Origin of the sequence: Vibrio sp. V23_P3S9T160, assembly GCF_963886625.1 — a bacterium.
GTDB lineage: Bacteria > Pseudomonadota > Gammaproteobacteria > Enterobacterales > Vibrionaceae > Vibrio > Vibrio anguillarum.
Window position 1 is genome coordinate 1 of sequence record NZ_CAWPDB010000103.1, and the last position, 2,086, is coordinate 2,086.

The following is a 2,086-nucleotide window of genomic DNA, read 5'->3' on the forward strand; positions in this document are numbered from 1 at the left end:
CTTAAAGACATACGCAATTTACACTAATACTTGATCGCCGAATTCGTCACCATAAGTGTCATTAATGACTTTAAAATAATCAATATCGGTCAAAATAAGGCTAATCGGTTTTGCATCTTCATTATGTTGGATTTGTTCGTCTAATTGCGCTGAGTCGAATGGTTCGGCGTTTTTTTTAGGTGAAGATTGACCTTTGAACCAAGTCTGTTGCCACATCAAAATCCGTTGTGCGAGTTTAATAAGCGCTTCGCTACTATTTTGGTAAGATTTGGATTGATGTTTTGCAAATCGTTCTTCCATGTAGCGTCGATTATACAAGCCAGTCAAGGTGTCCGTTTTGGCAAGCATGCCCATTTTGATGCGAGAGCGGTTGGCCCAGATAAATATGACCAATAATCCGATTAATGCAAGAGCAAGGAAAAAGACAATTTCACCTAATAGATGAAACGTTTTCTGATGGTTTTCAATTTCTAGCTTTTGAAGTACGTTGTTCCAGTTTAGATCCTGATTTTCATATTGTAGACGCTCAAGATCAAACAACATTTGTTGTCTCTGTAAGTTCTCTATCTGTTCAACATTGCGAAGTGTGAGCGATCGTAAATGATAAAAATCATAAGTTTCATAGGCTTGTTTGTAGTTATTTTGTCCAGCATAAGCCTGTGCTGCCACTTTTAACAACTCTATCTGTTGAATAAGTAGATTTGATCTTTGTTTGATATGCGCAATGAGTGGTTCTACAAATTCAATCACTTCACCGTAGCGTTTTTGTTCCAATAGATCTTGTGTTTGTAATAGCTGAAAAGTGGCAAGGTAGCCTGGTTGGCTTTCTCTGTACTGCAGTTCCTCTGCTTTTTTCAAGAAAAAGCGCATTTGATCTCGGTTGTTGGTATCTCGATAAAGCCGTGCAAGTTCGATGTTAATACGAAAGCGATGTCGCCCGTCACCCAGTATTTGTGCTAGCTTGAGTGCGGTTTTATAGGTTTCGATCGCCGCCGTGATTTGATTACGTGACTCTTGCAACTTAGAGATGTCGAGTAAGCTAACCAATTGGCTATAAGACATTTTACGCTGCTTGAAGTAACTGTAGGAATTTTCAAGTAACAGTTGTGAACGATCAAAATCTTGTAGCTGAACCAGTATTTGACCTAGACCGTGAGATATTCTCTCCATTAACTCTTTGTTATCAATGGATTTTGCTGTATCAATTGAGGTCATTATTGCGGCGTACGATTTTTTAAACTCGCCTTGCTCTTGGTAATAGAGGCTTTTAGCTAGTAATACTTCTGATTCGATTTGTGCATTGTGATCGTTTCCTGCTTCAACTAACAGTGCGTCAAGTTTCGGCAACACGTCGACTTTTTGGTGCCGTAAAGCTTGAATCTCTCTTAGTTTGAGAGTGAGCGTTTCAACGTTGGTGTGTTCTGTTCGCTTTAATCCTAATTGTGCCGCTTCTAAGCTCCTATCATATTCCTCTAGTAGCCCATATACAGTTGCTTTGGCTAAATAGTAACGTACAACGAGAGCGGAAGGCTGTGACAATATGATGTAGTCTTCTTCTAGTTCACTAATTTGTGCTTTTGCCTTGATCGGTAATGAATAGGTGATCTGCTCAATGCCCTCCAATGCTTGGAGAAATTTATCTTTAGGATCCATAGCCGCATAGGCATTGATTACACTGAAACCTAATGCGATGAAAGCCCACAGTGTGACTTTAATACTAGAGTTCACGAGTTGAGGATCTCCTTATCAGTTGAGCGATGTTTCAACTAAGTCTTAATAGTCAAATATATCAATTAGTTTGATGATCTAGTATTAACTTTAGTCTAATTTTTGGCATAGCTTACTACTTAAATGGTGCTAATTTAGAGTTAATGAGATGCTATACGACTCATGGATTAATACTTGCTAAATTTAGTCGAATCGAGCTGATAAATTAGTTACTGATATTTCCTTTAAACCCGCCCATGGTCTAGATACCATTCCCATATCATCTTAATGTTGGTAATTCATTGTTTTTAAAGGTTTATTATTCTTGAGGTAGTGAGCTTGTCTAAAAATCGCTATGTGCCATGCTCGCTATTGGATG

At 38.4% G+C, this 2,086-nt stretch carries 1 protein-coding gene; it reads right to left on the reverse strand.

Features of this window, described 5'->3' with window-relative positions:
• Positions 1–18: 18 nt before the first annotated feature.
• Positions 19–1,728, reverse strand: coding sequence for a diguanylate cyclase domain-containing protein (locus AACU59_RS05230; RefSeq protein ID WP_337247332.1), 1,710 nt, complete (start codon positions 1,726–1,728; stop codon positions 19–21).
• Positions 1,729–2,086: the final 358 nt, after the last annotated feature.